The organism is Mycobacterium sp. (genome assembly GCF_019243155.1).
GTDB lineage: Bacteria > Actinomycetota > Actinomycetes > Mycobacteriales > Mycobacteriaceae > Mycobacterium.
In genome coordinates this window covers 1-15,522 of sequence record NZ_JAFAUS010000333.1, presented here as the reverse complement: position 1 = coordinate 15,522, position 15,522 = coordinate 1, and the positions used below count along the sequence as shown (strand labels likewise).

Below are 15,522 nucleotides of genomic sequence, written 5' to 3'. Positions count from 1 at the left end.
ATTGGATAATCTGCGGATTGCATAAAATACTTATTTCCATTATTGAGGTGCTACTGCGTACCTAGATTGTCCAATTTGTTATCCAGTTCACAGGACAATTTCTCGAATCTCTATTGTTTGCCGAGAAATGGCCAAGTAACGTTGCTGGCAACAGTTCGATGTCCTCTGAAGGAGTGACCGAAAATGATTTCCTCGCGATCACTACGCGGCGCGGCCGCAAGTGCGCTAGGTGCCGGCGCCGTGGCTGGCGCGCTGTTCTTCGGCGGTGCTCCCGTCGCGCAAGCCGCGCCGGCGCCCGCAGCTCCCGTTACCGGCTTTGACACCGTCGGGCCGCACGGCGGCCCCGGCTTGCTACCCGAACGCCCGGGCGGCGGCGGTGGCCACGGTTGGGGCGGCGGCGGCCACGGCGGTGGCTGGGGCGGCCATGGCGGTGGCGGTTGGGGTCGCGGCGGTGGCTGGGGCGGCCACGGCGGCTTCGACCGCGGTTGGGGTCACGGTGGCGGAGGCCATGGGGGCTGGGGTCGCGGCGGCTGGTGGGGGGACCGCGGCTTCTGGGGTGGCCCCGGGCGCTGGTGGAACTGGTGGTGGTGATTTACACCATCGCCGCGTGGCAGCCGGCCAGTCCGACGTGCAACCACCCTTAGGCTGGTCGGCCCACGCAACTGGGGGGAAACCATGCCGGCCTGACTACCCGTCAGGCCGGCATGGCCCTTTTTAAAGCAGGCCCGGTGCTGCGAATTACGGGTCGCGGGGCAGGCCCAGTAGCCGCTCGGCGATGATGTTCAGCTGCACTTCGGACGTGCCACCGTAAATCGTCGTGGCGCGGCTTGCCAGCAGGAATTCGCCCCACTTACCGGGCAACTGGTCGGGGTCGCCGATCGCGGCGTCGGTGCCGAACGAGGACTCCGCGAATTCGGCGTAGCCCTGTCCGGTGCGCATCGACAACAGCTTGGAGATCGCCGCCGACGGCATCGCGTCGCCACCCGCCAGCGTCAACAGGGTGGAGCGCAGGTTCAGCACCTTGGCGGCATGGCCTTCGGCGATCAATTGGCCCGCGCGGTGCTTGGCCACCTGATCGAATTGCCCATCGCGCACGAATTCGACGAACTGCCCCAAAGTGGCCAGGAAATTCGCCTCGCTGCTGCCGATCGACACTCGCTCCGCGGTCAAGGTGTTGCGGCTGACCTCCCAGCCCCGGTTCACCTCACCGAGCACGCAGTCGTCGGGCACGAACACGTCGTCGATGTAGACGGTGTTGAACATCGCGTTCCCGGTGAGCTCGCGCAGCGGCTTCACCTCGACGCCTTCGCTCTTCATGTCCAGCAGGAAATACGTGATCCCGTTGTGTTTCGGCGCCGACGGGTCGGTCCTGGCCAGCAGCGCACCCCACTGCGAGAACTGCGCCGCGGTGGTCCAGATCTTCTGGCCGGTGATGCGCCAGCCGCCGTCGGTCCGGGTGGCCTTCGTGCTCAGCCCGGCCAGGTCCGATCCGGCGCCGGGTTCGGAGAACAACTGGCACCAGATCATCTCGCCCCGGAAGGTCGGCGGCAGGAACCGCTGTTTCTGCTCGTCGGTCCCGAACGCGACGATCGACGGGATGATCCAGGTCGCGATGCCCGTCTGGGGCCGCTTGACCCGGCCGGCGGTGAACTCCTGGGCGATGATGATCTGCTCGATCGGGCCGGCGGCGCGACCCCACGGCTTCGGCAGGTAGGGCAGCACCCAGCCGCCCTCGGCAATCGCGACCTTGCGCTGCTCGCGCTCGATGTCCTTGAGCGCGCTGACCTCGGCCCGGATTTCGGAACGCAGCTTCTCGGTGTCGGGATCGAGGTCGATGTCCACCGCGCGCAAGCCCGTGGTGGTCGCGGTGTCCACGACTTTCTGCGGGTAGTCCGAACCGCGGCCGAATGAAGCGGCCAGTATCAGCGCCCGGCGATAGTAGATGTTGGTGTCGTGCTCCCAGGTGTAGCCGATGCCACCGTGCACCTGGATGCAGTCCTGTGCGCATCGCTGCGCCGCCGCCGGCGCCAGCGTCGCCGCCACCGCAGCGGCGAACTCGACCTTGGAACTTGCTATGTCCCAATCGTTTTGGCGGGCTTCGTCAATCGAGCGGGCGGCATCCCACACCGCGGCCGTCGCCCGCTCGGTGTCGGCGATCATCTCTGCGCACTTGTGCTTGATGGCCTGGAACTGGCCGATCGGCCTGCCGAACTGCTCGCGGATCTTGGCGTATTGCGACGCTGTGTCGGTGGCCCAGCGGGCCACCCCGATCGCCTCTGCGGACAGCAACGTCGTCATGAGCGCGTGCGCCGTGGCCATGCTCAGGTTGCTCAGCGCGGCGTCATCGCCGACCTCCACGGCGTTGGCCCGCACGTGCGCGATCGGGCGCAGCGGGTCCAGGCTTTTCACCGGCTCGATCTCGAGCTGCTCGGCGCGCAGCACCACCCACTCCTCGCCGCTGTCGATCGCGACGGGCAGCACCAGCAGCGACGCCTGTGCCGCCGCCGGCACCGCGCGGACCTCGCCCCGAATGACCAGGGTGTCGTTGTGCCGGGTGGCGGTGAGCCCGGAGTCGAGGGCGTAGGCGGCGATCGCCGCGCCGGACGCCAGCTCGGCAAGGACTTTGGCCTGTGCGTCGTGTGCGCTGATCAACGCGCTTGCGATGGCCGAGGGTGCGAACGGCCCGGGCACCGCGCCGTAGCCGAACTCGGCCAGCACGATGGCCAGTTCGAGAATGCCGAACCCTTGTCCGCCCACGGACTCGTCGAGGTGCACGCCCTGCAGCCCCTGCTCGGCCGCCACCTGCCAATAGGACGGCGGATTCTCGATCGGACTCACCGACCCCGTTTCCAGGGTCTTGTCCAGGGCCGCGTGCAATGCCTCCGACGGCGCGATGCGCGCGACCAACGACCGCACTGAATCGGCCAGCTCTTGATGCTCAGGACTGATAGCGATCGGCATTGGTCGCCTTCCCATGATTTCCGGGCTGCCTAAGGGCGAAGCACCTTTAAAGCTAACAACCGGTCGGTTGGTTGACTATGGGTGTTACGACGTGTGCCAGCGGCTCGCCGTCGCGCAGGCGGCGACAGTTGGCGACCGCCTCGACCAGATACCGCCGCATCGTGTCGGCGGTGTACCAAGTGACATGCGGGGTCAGTACCACGTTCGGCAGACCCAGCAGCGGGTTGTCCGGCGCCACCGGCTCGGCCTCGAAGACGTCCAGCCCCGCGGCGGCCAACCGCCCGCCGCGCAGCGCCTCGACAAGTGCCTGTTCGTCGACGACGGCGCCGCGTGACGTATTGACCAGCACCGCATTCGGTTTCATCCGGGACAGCGTGTCGCGCCCGAGCAGATGATGGGTCTGCGTCGTCAACGGCAGATGCAGCGACACGATGTCGCTGGCCGCCAACAAATCCGGCAGCGGGCGCCAGCCGGGTCGCCCGTCGTTGCGGGTGCTGGTGTGCAGCACGGTCGCGCCCATCGCCGCGACGATCTCGCCCACGCGTTTGGCGATGTTGCCGTAGCCGACCAAGCCGACGGTGCACCCGCCGATATCGCGCACCGTCTCGCCCAGTTCCGGGTCCGAGGGCCAGCCGTCGCCCGCCCGGATGGCGCGATCGAGTTCCGGCAGCCGGCGCAGCGCGGCCAGCATCAGCAGCACCGTGCCCTCGGCCACCGACGGTGCGTTGGCGCCGGGCATGTTGGCGACGGCGATGCCTTGCTCGGACGCGGCCTCAACGTCGATGGTGTTCACCCCGGCCCCGAGCTTGTGCACCACCCGCAGCCGCGTACCGCGCCGCAGGTCGTCACCCGACAGCGGCCGCAGCACATGCCAGATCACGTCGGCCTCCGGCAACTCCCGATAGAAACTGGCGTCGTCATCATCGGCGCACCATCGGATGTCGAGCCAATCGGCCTCGCGGGCAAGAAAATCGAGCACTTTCGCGCCGGGAACGAAGTGAGCAAGAACCCTTAGCGCCACCGCTTGTGAATCCACTTAGCAATTATGTCCGCCTGCTCGCTGCGCGCGCCCGGGGTGGTGAAGTAGTGATCGCTGTCTATCGAAGCCTTTGTCTTGTCGGTGCCGGCCAGCGCCTGGTAGACGCGTTGGGCGTCGGAAGGGAAGACCCCGGTATCGGCCTCCGCGTTGATTACCAGGGCGGGGGTGCTGATGCGGGCCAGGTGCGGTTCGGCCCGGGTCTGCGAAACTCGCAGGCTCCACATGTTCAGCCAGTTGCGCAGGGTGCACGACGCGGCGATGCCGTGGGCCGAGCGATTGGCCTTGGCCGGGACGCCGGCGTAGCACATGTTGGGTTGCCGCTTGGTCGGCTCGAGGGTGGGATCGACCATGCGGGGATCCGCCCAGGTCCGCATCACCGTGAACGGCCGATCGGAAAAGCCTGCCGCCCGAACACGTTTGAGTTCTTTCTCGGCCCAGTCTGTGATGGCGTGGTTGCGCGCGGTCTGTGCGCGGCGGTACTGGGTCAGAAAGTCCGGCGGGTAGGGCGGGCCATTGCTTTCGCTGAACAGGTCCAGGTCGGCGTCGGTCGCGACGGGGTCGTTTTCGTCGACGACGGCGCCATCCATCCAAGCCGTCAGCACGTCCGGGCGCCCGGGGTGGGCGGCGGTGGCGACGTAGCCGTCGGCGGGGGGCAACTCGGTCAGTCCGGCCGCCGGCCGCATGCCGTCGAGCGGCGTCACGTTCGGCTCCACGGCCTGTGACTGATAGGCGGCCATCAGCGAGCCGCCGCCCGAGTTACCCAGGAGCACAACGGTTTCCACTCCCTGGACCTCGCGCAGCCAGCTGACCCCGACGCCGACGTCGACCAGCGCGTGGTCGAGCAGGAAGCTGCTTTCGAAGCCGCGGAACCTGGTGTTCCAGCCGAGAAACCCGATGCCGCGGGTGGCCATGTAGTCGGCGAGGTAGTGCTCGGAGAAGTCGATCTGATAGTGCGTCGCAATCATCGCGACCTTGGGCTTGCGTCCCACTCCACGGTGATACAGCCCCTGGCATGGGTGCCCGCCCGCACCGGCGCGACCGGCCGTGCGGGAAGGCAGCCCGACAAACTCCTGGACAACCCCCGCGGCGCCGGTATGACGACTCAATTCAGCGGCCCTCCTGACACGGAGCTGGCTGAAAGGAGTTGATAAACAGCGTATTTCGACTGAGCACGGCCCCGGGCGGCCCGCACCCGCGCGCAGCGATCTGTGGGAAGGTCAGCCAACCGGCTGCGACGGCAGTCCGCCGCTGGCGAGGTCGACATCTGACGCACCTCCTGGGCCAAAACTGAAGCTGATGTTAGATTCAGATTTGCATCTTGGCCAGGTCTTCAAGCCGCGCACCGAGGGGAGCCGCACGATGATCAAGCCGGACAACACCAATACCGAATTCGAACTCGGCGGCATCAACCACGTCGCCCTGGTGTGCTCGGACATGGCCCGCACTGTCGACTTCTACGCCAACATCCTCGGCATGCCGCTGATCAAGTCGCTGGACCTGCCCGGCGGTCAGGGCCAGCACTTCTTCTTCGACGCCGGCAACGGCGATTGCGTGGCCTTCTTTTGGTTCGCCGACGCCCCCGACCGGGTGCCGGGCATCTCGTCACCGGGTGCGATCCCCGGCATCGGCGACATCACCAGCGCGGTGAGCACAATGAACCACCTGGCGTTTCATGTACCGGCCGAGAAGTTCGACGCCTACCGGCAACGGCTCAAGGACAAAGGTGTGCGGGTGGGGCCGGTGCTCAACCACGATGAGAGCCCGATGCAGGTGTCCGCGACGGTGCATCCCGGGGTCTACGTGCGCTCGTTCTACTTCCAGGATCCCGACGGGATCACACTCGAATTTGCGTGCTGGGTCAAGGAATTCGATGCCGGCGACGCACAGACCACACCCAAGACCGCAGCGGACCGCCGCCCCCCGGTAGGTGCCGGCCGCTGATCGGCGAAACCGTCTCCGAGCCGGAGGATGCTCTTCATGACCGACGGCATTCTGACTGACGCGCAGATCGCGGAGTTGTCGCCCGAGCAACGGCGCGACCTCATCTCCAGGCTGGAGCAGCCGCTGAGTGACATGATCGACCCGGCGTTCCTGGCCCGCGTGCGCCGCATCCGGCTGGGGCTCATGGTCGGGGGGTCGATGGCAATGATTCCGTGGCTGGGATATCTGGGTACGACGTTGCCGGATAAATACGTCGCCCATAACTGGCCGGTCACCTGGATCGGGTTCGACATCCTGCTGGTCTTCTTCATGCTGACCACGGCGGTGCTCGGATACCTGCGCCGTCAGCTGTTGGTGATCTCGGCGTTCACGACGGGTGTCCTACTGATCTGCGACGCGTGGTTCGACCTGATGACCGCAGGACCCAGGGACATCTGGCTGTCGATCGTCACCGCGCTGCTGATCGAGCTGCCGTTGGCGTTCTTCATGATCTTCAGCGCGCAGCGCCTGATGCGGCTCACGCTTATGCGGTTGTGGCTGCTCGACCCGGGGATGCGGTTATGGCATCTGCCGCTTTTCCCTTGATTCGGTATGGATTTGGGCTCGCGAGCTCTATCGCGAGTCTTGCGCGTGCGGGAAAGTCAGCTGCGACGAATCCCCGCATCCATTTCCCCGTACTAAAGGATGAACGACGTCTTCGTCACGGTGCGCGCTTATCAGGCCGGCTGGACCAACTCGAATGACGAATTACGACAGAGCGTTTCGGGTGAACTAGGCGACTTCTCGCTCACTGCTCAAGCGCTGGAATGCTTGAGCGAAGCTAACTGATCGCCGCCCGCTATCGCGAGTTCCGGGGCCTAGACAGCAAATTCGACAATAGCTCTTGTTCGTACCGCGAATGAGACAGAATTGCGGAAGTGTTGCCTTTGCCACTTTCGTCGACTAGCGTCTACGGCGGCGTTCACAGGGGATGCAAAGAGACGCCATAGGTTGGGGTCCCGGCTCACCGGGAGTACGTCGCAAGATTTTTTCAGCGTAAGGGGAATTCGTGCTGCGCGAAAAGTCCTGCGCGCGTGCCCTTTTGCCACCCCAGCCGTCTACGTTACTTCGAAATCGGGAGACGAGGACTTAAGAAAATGGTCACGCTCGGGAACATCAAGGAATGGCAACCACCGCATGGTCCGGTCACCACGTGGATGGCAGCACCTGCGTCGTATGAAGCGGCCCGCTCTGCGCGGCGGAGTAATACAGCTCCGAGTTATCAGCAGGCTCAACACCTTTGGACGGCCTACCACGGTAGAGCCATGAACAGGGAACTGCCGCGGCTGATGGTCGTCGCGTGGAACATACCCGGCACGTGTGACATTCCCGCGATGACCGCGGCGATCAATACGCATGTCCGTCGTCACGACACATACCACAGTTGGTTCGAATTCGAGGACGGCGCCATCGTGCGTCGGGTGATCGACAGTCCCGAGGTCATCGACTTCGATCCGGTGGCGTTCGGAAATATGAATGCCGATGAAATACGCGCACATGTCTTGACGACGACCCCGGGGACGCTCGAATGGGGTTGCCTCACGTTCGGTGTCGTCCAGCACGCCGAGTATTTCAGTTTCTACGCCAGTGCCGACCACCTGCACATCGACGGCTTGTCCGCCGGTGCCATCTTTCTCGACATCCACCTGATGTATCAAGAACTGTCCCAGGGCATGAATCGAGACCAGCCTCCACCGCTTCCCCAGGTCGGCAGTTATGGCGACTACGTCGTGCGGCAGCGTGAGAAGGCGGCGGGCTTGACGTTGTCATCTCCTGAGGTCAAGGACTGGATCGCGTTCGCCCGCGACGCCGACGGTGAATGGCCGAGTTTCCCACTGCCGCTTGGTGACACGTGGGCCAGCAGCAAGGGCGACTTATTGACGGTCGAGTTGTTGGACGCTTCCGGCACGGAGTCTTTCGACGCCAACTGCGGTTCGGCCGGCGCGCGGTTCATCGGGGGAGTTTTGGCGTGCACCGCTTTGACCCAGCATGAATTGACCGGCAGCGAGGTCTACCGTGGATTCGCGGCCAGGGACACCCGCACGCCGGGTGTTGACACGCTGACGGTGGGTTGGTTCGCGAGCCTGATTCCGGTCACCGTGCCGACCGCCAACTACTCTTTCGCCGAGGTGGCGCGGGCAGCTCAGGAGTCGTTCGACGCCGCCAAGTACCTAGCCGATGTGCCCGTTGAGCGCGTCCTCGAGTTGGCGCCACCGGATCGATTGGGGATCAAGCCGCCAACGTGTCTTCCAATGATGGTGTCCTTTCTTGATTTCCGGAAGATCCCGCTCGCCGGGTTGTGGGCGGAGCTGAATTGGGGCACCTACGGCGACAATCTGTCGGCCGGCGGGATCAACATGTGGATCAATCGGCAAGCCGCGAACACCACCGTGACGATTTCCTTCCCGGATAATGCGATAGCGCGTGAGTCGGTGCGACGCTACATCGCGACATTGGTCGAGGTGTTCGCACGCGTCGTCAAGAACACCTCCGCCGATTCGGGTGTGGCTGCGGCCCAAGGGAAGCCGGACGAGCCGTGCGCTCTTGCCGCGCAGGAAGACGACGACGAGGCGGCTTAGCGTGAGCAATGTGCTAGATCTGGCCGACCAGACGCTCTTTCTCGGCGAGCGCGCGACGGGGACCACCAGCCTGCTGCAATGTATCTGGGTGTACGACAACGCCGTTGACATCGACGGTCTGCGAAGGTTTCATCATCATCTTGGACGCGGGTGGTTATCCCGTCGCATCGAACGGTCCCCGTTGCCGTTCGGCCGCCATCGCTGGGTATCGCCCGGCGAGCAGCCCGACCTCGAGATCGTCGCGCCGCGGCGACCGCGCGATGAATTCGACGCCTGGTGCAGTGAACAGGCGAATAGGCGACCGGATGCCGAGCGGGGCCCCGGATGGCATCTTGCGGTGCTGCCGTTCGCGGACGGCGGCGCCGCAGTGAGTTTGGTCATCACCCATTGCCTCACCGACGGAGTCGGGCTGTGCGAGGCGTTGGCAGATGCGGCTTCCGGGCGCGACGACGCGATCAGCTGGCCTGCTGCGGCCTCACGGCGGCGATGGCGGGCGCTGCGCGAGGACGCACGCCAAACTGTCCGTGACACAGCAGATATCGGCCGAGCCATCGTCGCGGCGACACGATTGGCCCGGCGTGGCCGCGGTGGTGCCCGATCCGCGGCACCCGTACCCAAAACGCGACCCGCCGGATCGGGCCAGCGCATCACTCTGCCGATGGCAACCCTGTTCCTCAACGCCGACGAATGGGATGCCCGCGCGAGCGCCCTCGGCGGGACCAGCAATGCATTGCTCGCGGGGTTGGCAGCCCGCCTCGCGCAGCGGGTGGGACGGGTCGCCGCGGACGGCTCGGTCGCCATCGGGATGCCTTTCAACGAGCGCACCCCAGGCGATACTCGCGCCAACGCGGTCACGAACGTCGACGTCACGCTGGATCCCGCACCCAAGACGGATCTGCGTGAGATCCGCGCCGCAATCAAGCAAGCGCTGCTGCGCCATCAGGATGTGCCCGACGAGCGGTGGGCATTGCTACCCCTTGTTCCGTTGGTGCCAAAGCGGCTCTTCAAGCGGATGATCGGCGTGGCCACCGGCAGTGCGAAAGCTGTGGTGTCGTCCAACCTCGGGGCGGTTAACCCAGCCGCCAATCGGCCGGATGGCACCGACGCCGACTACTTTGCCATAAAGTCTCTGTACCCTGGCGTGACCGATACGACGATGCAGCGCACCAACGGAGTGCTGGCGTTATTGTCGGGAAGAATGCGCGGACAAGTCTTCCTTTCGGTCCTTGGCTATGAGCCGGGCCGCCAGAATTCGAATGAGGTGCTGCGGCAGCATATTTCGAGCGTACTGAGCGATTTCGCGTTGACCGCTCAAGCGCTGGAATCCGTGAGTCGATACAGGTTCGGCTCGGTGAGTTCGTCGAGCAGCGATGCGAGCTGAGCGACGAGTTGGTCCGGTTCGAGCCGGACGTCGCCGGCCAGCCATGCGGTGATCGTCTGTGCGACGCCGCCGACGGCGAAGTGCGCGCCGGCCCTGACGCGGTCGTTTGCCGGGACCCGTAGCGCGTCGCCAGCATGCTGGCCGTACAGCATGGCGAACAGTGCGCTGGATTCGGCGCGTTTGCGCACGATCACGGGGTCGGCCAGTTGCGTGCTGAACAACAGGCGGCCCACGCGGGCGTCGTCGGCGATGGTCCGCACGATATTGGCCATGCCGGCGCGGGTCTGTTCGGTGGCCGGCACCGCAGCCACCGCCGCCTGCGTGGTGGCGGCGAGCTCGGCGACGACCCAGTCGAACACGCAGGCAACAAATTCGTCCTTGTCGGCGAAACTTTCATAGAAGTAGCGAGCAGCCAGGCCGGCTCGGCGGCATGCGCCGCGGACGGTGACCGCCGTGACGTCCGGCCGCTCGGCGCCGAGCAGGTCGAGGCCCGCGGCCAGCAACTGGTTGCGGCGGGTGGCCAAACGTTCAGCGGCCTCGACCCCGCGGTAGGGCCGCGTGCTGGACGGCTCGTTCATGCCCACCATCTTGACACCGGGACGAGACGGAGACAATATCAGGAAACACTCGTTCTCACATTTGGCGATGACGCCGGGGAGGTCTGTAGATGGTGGCGCACGAGCCGATTCGGCACGTCGAGCGGGCGGTCTCGGATCCTCCCCGTTCACAGCGCGGCCGGCGCCGACGCGCGCTGGGCATCGACGAGGCGATGATGGGCGTCACGCTGCTGGCCGGCCCGGCTAACGTGATCATGCAGCTGGCCCGGCCCGGTGTCGGATACGGGGTGATGGAGAGCCGCGTCGAGAGCGGCCGGGTGGACCTGCACCCGATCAAGCGGGCGCGTACGACCTTCACCTATCTCGCGGTGGCGGTCGCGGGCAATGACGCGCAGAAGGACGCCTTTCGCCGGGCGGTGAACCGGGCGCACGCGCAGGTCTATTCGACGCCCGAAAGCCCGGTGTCCTACAACGCCTTTGACGTCGACCTGCAGCTGTGGGTGGGAGCCTGCCTGTACAAGGGCGGGGTCGACATCTACCGCACCTTCATCGGTGAGCTGGAGGACGAAGACGCCGACCGCCATTACCGCGACGGCATGACGCTGGCCACCACGTTGCAGGTGCCGCCCGAGATGTGGCCGGCGGACCGCGCGGCCTTCGACCGGTACTGGCAGGAGTCGCTGGCCAAGGTGCATATCGACGACGCCGTGCGTGACTACCTGTACCCGATCGCCGCGGGACGGGTCAGGGGGGTGGCGCTGCCGCAACGACTGCAGCGCGCGTTGGACAGCTTCGGGCTGTTGATCACCACCGGCTTCTTGCCGCAGCAGTTCCGCGATGAGATGCGGTTGCCGTGGGACGCCGTCAAGCAGCGCCGGTTCGACCGGCTGACGACTGTGCTGCGCGCGGTGAACCGGATGCTGCCGGAGTTCATCAGGCGATTCCCGTTCAACGTCCTGCTGTGGGACGTCGACCGCCGGATCAGAACGGGGCGCCCGCTGGTCTAGCGCTGGGGAGGCGCTCGGCCAGCCTCCAGTTGATAACGACAATCATATTCATTAAGCTCCCTTCAGTCTGGTAAGCCTTCCAGCCTGAGGAGTACCTATGACGGCCCCCATCTGGATGGCCTCACCACCGGAAGTCCATTCGGCGTTGCTCAGCAGCGGCCCGGGACCGGGATCGTTGCTGGCCGCGGCCGGGGTGTGGAATTCGTTGAGCGCCGAATACGCTTCAACGGCCGAGCAACTCAGCGCGATACTGGCCGAGGTGCAGGCCGGGGCGTGGGAAGGGCCGAGCTCGGAATCCTATGTCGCCGCCAACCTGCCGTACCTGCTGTGGCTGACGCGCGCCAGCACCAATGCCGCCGCGGCGGCCGTCCAGCACGAGGCCGCGGCAGCGGCCTACACCGCCGCGCTGGCGGCCATGCCGACGCTGCCCGAGCTGGGCACCAACCACGTCGTCCACGGCGCCCTGCTGGCCACGAATTTCTTTGGTATCAACACGATTCCGATCGCGGTCAACGAAGCCGACTATGCGCGGATGTGGGCTCAGGCCGCCGGCACGATGACCGCATATCAAACCGCCTCCACCGCGGCGCTGGCTGCCACACCCCCGGCCGATCCGGCGCCGACGATCGTGAAATCCGATGCGAACGACTCCCCGCCGAATCAACCCCCTAGCACCTTAAACGGCGACAACCCGCTGAACCTCCCGCAGTGGCTGCGAAACATCCTGAAAGAGCTTGGTATCGGGAATGAGACGGTCGCGCATGACCCGACGATCGACAACGCCTTCGATGATGCGATTGCGAATCTGCTGCAGAAGTTCGGGTTCATCTGGAAGCCTGCCGAGGGCACGCTGAACGGGTTCGACTACGACTCGTATACCAACCCATTCACGGGGATATTCTGGCTTGCCCGGGCCCTCGAACTCCTCGAAGACTTCCAACAGTTTTTCTACTACCTGGCGCACAATCCGATACTTGCGATCCAGTACCTGATCAGCCTCGAGCTGTTCGATTGGCCGTTGCACATAGAAGAAATCATTCCTTTCATAGCAACCCAGCCGGAGTTGGTGGTGCCTGCGGTCCTGTTGGTGACGGCCCCCTTCGGCGCCGTGAGTGCCTTCGCGGGCCTGGCCGGGTTGGCCGGCATACCTCCCGCAGAGTTGCCCGTACCGCCGCCCGTGCTGCCCGCCCCGTTGCCCGCGGCGCTACCACTGCTCGGGCCGACACCCCTGGCCGCGCCCGTCACGACCCCTGCCTCGGCACCCGCACCGGCGCCCACTCCCACACCCAGCACTGTCGTGAATTCCGTGCCGCCTTCGACGCCTCCGGCCGCACCCGGTCCGCCGAGCTTCGGACCGCCCTACCTGGTCGGTCCGCCCGTCGGTCTCACCCCACGGATGAGTACCAGCGCCGGTTCCGGCGCGAAAAGGAAGTCGCCCGAACCCGATGCCGCCGCCGCGGCGACCGCGGCGTCGACGAAGGAAGCGGCGCGGGAGCGTCGGCGCCGGCGGCAGCGGCAGCACGCATACGGCGACGAATACATGGACATGAACATCGACGTCGATCCCGACTGGGGATCGGCGGATGATCCGCCGACGCTCGCCTCGGCACAGGGCGCGGGCACGCTCGGCTTCGGTGGCACGGCACGCAAAGAGGCGGCCGCCGGGGCGACCGGCCTGGCCACGCTGGCCGGCGATGAATTCAGTGGCTGCCCGAGAATTCCGATGGTTCCGGGTACCTGGGACACCGAGAACGACGGCGACCGGCGGGACGACTAGCCAGGCAACACCACTCGCAGGCTCCGTCGGTCTGCCCGCGCGCTGAGCATAATGGCACGGTGGCGATGCTGAGGTCTGCGCGCCGGCTACGGCTCGGGTCGATGGAAGTGCTGATAGGAATCCTGTTGGCATGCGCGTTTTCGGCGACGCTGCTGCGCAAGAAGGTGCTGAGCAGCGAGGCCCTTTCGACGGTCGGAACTGTGTTCTGCGGGGTCTTCGTGCAGGCGGTGCCATTCCTTGTTCTCGGAGTCGTGGTCAGCGGGCTGATTGCGGCGTTCGTCTCACCGGAGCGGCTGGCGCGCTGGTTGCCGCGCCGGCCTGCGGTGGCGGTGCTGGCCGCCGGAGTGGGCGGAGCGGCATTGCCGGGCTGCGAATGCGGGTCGGTGCCCATGGCGCGGCGATTGTTCGGCGAGGGGGGCGCGACGGGCGCGGCTGCTCTGGCGTTCATGCTTGCCGCGCCGGCGATCAATCCGGTGGTTCTGGTAGCCACCGCGGTGGCGTTTCCCGGCGCGCCGATGATGGTGGTCGGGCGGCTGGGCGCGTCGCTGCTGACCGCCGTGATCATGGGCTGGGCGTGGGCCCGCTGGGGCCGGCCGGAGTGGATCACCCGCCGGCTGCCCACGGCGAGTGCGGCGACCGAATCACGGTGGCAGGTGTTCGCGGAGGCGGCCCGCCATGACTTCCTGCAAGCCGCGTCCTATTTGGTGGTGGGCGCCGCCGCGGCGGCAATGCTGCATGTGGTGGTGCCGGCCTGGGTGTTCGAACGTCTGGCGGCGGACCCGATCCTCGGAGTGCTGGCGATGGCCTCGCTTGCGGTGGTTTTGGCCCTGTGCTCGGAGGCGGACGCGTTCGTGGCCGCCAGCATGACGATGGTGCCGCTGCTGCCGCGGCTGGTGTTCCTGGTGGTCGGCCCGGCCGTCGACGTGAAGCTTTTCGCGATGCAGGCGGGCCTGTTCGGCCGCGCCTTCGCCGCACGCTTCGCCCCTTGCACGTTCTTGGTCGCGACGGCCAGCGCATGCGTGGTCGGCCTGCTGGTTCTCGGGGGTGGGTGACCGGTGACCCGCGAGACCGAGAACACCGTGCTGCTGCTGGTCGGCGTGAGCATGATCATGATCACGGTGTCCGGCGCGTTCACCCGCTACGTCAAGCCCGGACTGCTGCCGTGGCTGATCGTGTCGGCCGTGCTGCTCATCAGCCTGGCGCTGGTGGTGATCATCGGCGACATGCGCCGCGGCGGGCCCCGAGACGATCACGGGACCGACGAGCACGGCCACGTGCACTCCCATCGGACCGGCATCGTGTGGCTGCTTGTCGTCCCCGTCCTGGTCTTGATCTTCGTCACGCCACCGGCGCTGCGGCCCTCGGCTGCCGCCCCGTCCGTGACGTCGGTGTCCAATGATGTTCTGAAACGGGCGTTTCCGCCGCTGCCACCCGGACCGGCTCCCGACGTGTCGCTGCCCGAGGTGCTGATGCGCGAAGCGCACGACACCACCGGCTCATTGACGAATCGAACGATCACGGTGACCGGCTTCGTCCTCAACGAAGCGCAGGGCGTCGACCTCGGACGCATCGTCATCATTTGTTGTGCCGCCGACGCACAGCTGGCCCGCATTCATCTGCGTGGCCCGGCCGCCGACGGCATCGCCGGGCTGCCGGACAACACCTGGCTGCGGGTCGAAGGCAAGGTCATACCGGCTCCGCGGCAACCGAATTCAGCGGCGATCCCGACGTTGCAGGCGACCGCGGTGACCCGCATCGACGCCCCGGCCAACCCGTACGACTACCCGCACTGACGGGCCTTCGGTTTAGTTGGTGCGGTTGCGCCCGTGCGTCCAGAGCTGATGTCGGCCAAGCTGATTGGGAACCGGAGTTTCCTCCCACTGCCCTTGCTCCAGCCAGTCACGCAGGGCCGCGGCCTGACCGTTGTCGGTGATGGGGCCGATCCAGTAGGGCGGTCCACAGGCGACCCGGTCGTTCGTGCAGGGCTGGACCACGGCCATCACACCGCACCCGGTCGGACGCGACGCGCAGGTGACCGGCCCGAGCATGCATGCGGCGGAGACGAGCATCCCGTGCGGACAGCGCCGGATGGTGGGGCGGAGTTCGTCGACCACCGAAAGGTTGCGGTCGGCCGCACAGGCGGCGCAGACGATGACGGTGAACGGGCGGTCGGTGCCGCGCTGCGCGGAGGTCATCGCGACGTGCCCTGTCCGGGATAGGGCAGCAGCGCCATTTCGCGCG

14 protein-coding genes are annotated in these 15,522 nt (G+C 66.2%); 9 read left to right on the top strand and 5 right to left on the bottom strand.

The features are described 5' to 3' along the window. The first annotated feature begins 240 nt into the window (after window positions 1–240). Entirely contained in the window at window positions 241–591 is a 351-nt protein-coding gene (locus JOZ00_RS17060; RefSeq protein ID WP_293345604.1) for a hypothetical protein, read from the top strand. 147 nt (window positions 592–738) lie between these two features. Here JOZ00_RS17060 and JOZ00_RS17055 read toward each other — a convergent pair whose 3' ends face one another. From JOZ00_RS17055 to JOZ00_RS17045, 3 genes are read right to left on the bottom strand one after another with little or no spacing between them, the layout of a single operon-like run. Then, entirely contained in the window at window positions 739–2,961 is a 2,223-nt protein-coding gene (locus tag JOZ00_RS17055; protein WP_293345602.1) for an acyl-CoA dehydrogenase, read from the bottom strand. A 52-nt stretch (window positions 2,962–3,013) separates the two neighbouring features. Further along, window positions 3,014–3,997, bottom strand: a complete 984-nt coding sequence (locus JOZ00_RS17050) for a 2-hydroxyacid dehydrogenase (RefSeq protein WP_293345600.1) — start codon at window positions 3,995–3,997, stop codon at window positions 3,014–3,016. Continuing rightward, window positions 3,973–5,106, bottom strand: coding sequence for an alpha/beta hydrolase (locus JOZ00_RS17045; protein WP_293345598.1), 1,134 nt, complete (start codon window positions 5,104–5,106; stop codon window positions 3,973–3,975). The genes JOZ00_RS17050 and JOZ00_RS17045 overlap by 25 nt, the downstream gene beginning before the upstream one ends. Window positions 5,107–5,359: 253 nt before the next feature. Here JOZ00_RS17045 and JOZ00_RS17040 point away from each other — a divergent pair, with 253 nt between their 5' ends. The 4 genes from JOZ00_RS17040 (at window position 5,360) to JOZ00_RS17025 (ending at window position 9,940) form a co-directional block, all read left to right on the top strand. Further along, on the top strand, window positions 5,360–5,941 hold the full coding sequence (locus JOZ00_RS17040) for a VOC family protein (protein ID WP_293345606.1): 582 nt from the start codon (window positions 5,360–5,362) through the stop codon (window positions 5,939–5,941). 36 nt (window positions 5,942–5,977) lie between these two features. After that, a complete protein-coding gene (locus JOZ00_RS17035; RefSeq protein WP_293345596.1) occupies window positions 5,978–6,526 on the top strand; it encodes a hypothetical protein in 549 nt (182 codons plus the stop codon). Window positions 6,527–7,077: 551 nt separating this feature from the next. Next, window positions 7,078–8,559, top strand: coding sequence for a condensation domain-containing protein (locus JOZ00_RS17030; protein WP_293345594.1), 1,482 nt, complete (start codon window positions 7,078–7,080; stop codon window positions 8,557–8,559). Between the two features lies 1 nt (window position 8,560). Continuing rightward, window positions 8,561–9,940, top strand: a complete 1,380-nt coding sequence (locus tag JOZ00_RS17025) for a hypothetical protein (RefSeq protein WP_293345592.1) — start codon at window positions 8,561–8,563, stop codon at window positions 9,938–9,940. Here JOZ00_RS17025 and JOZ00_RS17020 read toward each other — a convergent pair. Further along, window positions 9,871–10,527 (bottom strand): TetR/AcrR family transcriptional regulator, encoded by a 657-nt coding sequence (locus JOZ00_RS17020; protein WP_293345590.1) that lies wholly within the window; start codon window positions 10,525–10,527, stop codon window positions 9,871–9,873. The genes JOZ00_RS17025 and JOZ00_RS17020 overlap by 70 nt on opposite strands. A gap of 80 nt (window positions 10,528–10,607) precedes the next feature. Between JOZ00_RS17020 and JOZ00_RS17015 the strand changes: the two genes are divergently transcribed. The 4 genes from JOZ00_RS17015 to JOZ00_RS17000 all read left to right on the top strand — a co-directional run bounded on the left by JOZ00_RS17015 (window position 10,608) and on the right by JOZ00_RS17000 (window position 15,074). Then, window positions 10,608–11,504 (top strand): oxygenase MpaB family protein, encoded by an 897-nt coding sequence (locus tag JOZ00_RS17015; RefSeq protein ID WP_293345588.1) that lies wholly within the window; start codon window positions 10,608–10,610, stop codon window positions 11,502–11,504. A 97-nt stretch (window positions 11,505–11,601) separates the two neighbouring features. After that, complete coding sequence (locus JOZ00_RS17010) at window positions 11,602–13,281, top strand: PPE family protein (protein WP_293345586.1); 1,680 nt, start codon at window positions 11,602–11,604, stop codon at window positions 13,279–13,281. 59 nt (window positions 13,282–13,340) lie between these two features. Further along, window positions 13,341–14,333 carry a permease gene (locus JOZ00_RS17005; RefSeq protein ID WP_293345584.1) on the top strand — a complete coding sequence of 331 codons (993 nt, stop codon included), beginning with the start codon at window positions 13,341–13,343 and terminating at the stop codon, window positions 14,331–14,333. Window positions 14,334–14,336: 3 nt separating this feature from the next. Continuing rightward, window positions 14,337–15,074 (top strand): TIGR03943 family protein, encoded by a 738-nt coding sequence (locus JOZ00_RS17000; RefSeq protein WP_293345582.1) that lies wholly within the window; start codon window positions 14,337–14,339, stop codon window positions 15,072–15,074. Between the two features lie 12 nt (window positions 15,075–15,086). Here the strand turns inward: JOZ00_RS17000 and JOZ00_RS16995 are convergent. Beyond that, on the bottom strand, window positions 15,087–15,522 hold a 436-nt coding region (locus JOZ00_RS16995), incomplete at its 5' end, for a hypothetical protein (RefSeq protein ID WP_293345580.1).

Bases quoted from the DNA above. Each gene is read 5' to 3' on its own strand.
- JOZ00_RS17030 (WP_293345594.1), top strand. From the start codon at position 7,078: ATGGTCACGCTCGGGAACATCAAGGAATGGCAACCACCGCATGGTCCG.
- JOZ00_RS17020 (WP_293345590.1), bottom strand. From the start codon at position 10,527: ATGGTGGGCATGAACGAGCCGTCCAGCACGCGGCCCTACCGCGGGGTC.
- JOZ00_RS17010 (WP_293345586.1), top strand. From the start codon at position 11,602: ATGACGGCCCCCATCTGGATGGCCTCACCACCGGAAGTCCATTCGGCG.
- JOZ00_RS17055 (WP_293345602.1), bottom strand. From the start codon at position 2,961: ATGCCGATCGCTATCAGTCCTGAGCATCAAGAGCTGGCCGATTCAGTG.
- JOZ00_RS17035 (WP_293345596.1), top strand. From the start codon at position 5,978: ATGACCGACGGCATTCTGACTGACGCGCAGATCGCGGAGTTGTCGCCC.
- JOZ00_RS17015 (WP_293345588.1), top strand. From the start codon at position 10,608: ATGGTGGCGCACGAGCCGATTCGGCACGTCGAGCGGGCGGTCTCGGAT.
- JOZ00_RS17040 (WP_293345606.1), top strand. From the start codon at position 5,360: ATGATCAAGCCGGACAACACCAATACCGAATTCGAACTCGGCGGCATC.